The sequence below is a fragment of the Rhodomicrobium lacus genome (assembly GCF_003992725.1).
Taxonomy (GTDB): Bacteria; Pseudomonadota; Alphaproteobacteria; order Rhizobiales; family Rhodomicrobiaceae; genus Rhodomicrobium; species Rhodomicrobium lacus.
Window position 1 is genome coordinate 1 of sequence record NZ_RZNF01000023.1, and the last position, 278, is coordinate 278.

The 278-nt window shown below is 71.6% G+C and carries 1 protein-coding gene; it reads left to right on the forward strand.

The genetic code is table 11. The features are described 5' to 3' along the window. The coding region (locus EK416_RS17475; RefSeq protein ID WP_181952160.1) for a hypothetical protein at positions 1 to 278 on the forward strand (278 nt) is incomplete at both ends.

Sequence of the window (278 nt, forward strand, 5' to 3'; positions counted from 1 at the left end):
ACCGGAGCGACGGGTGCCACGGGTGATACCGGTGCGACCGGAGCCACGGGTGCCACGGGCGATACCGGAGCAACCGGAGCGACGGGTGCCACGGGTGATACCGGTGCAACCGGAGCGACGGGTGCCACGGGCGATACCGGTGCGACCGGAGCGACGGGTGCCACGGGTGATACCGGTGCAACTGGAGCCACGGGTGCCACGGGTGATACCGGTGCAACCGGAGCGACGGGTGCCACGGGTGATACCGGTGCGACCGGAGCCACGGGTGCCACGGGCGA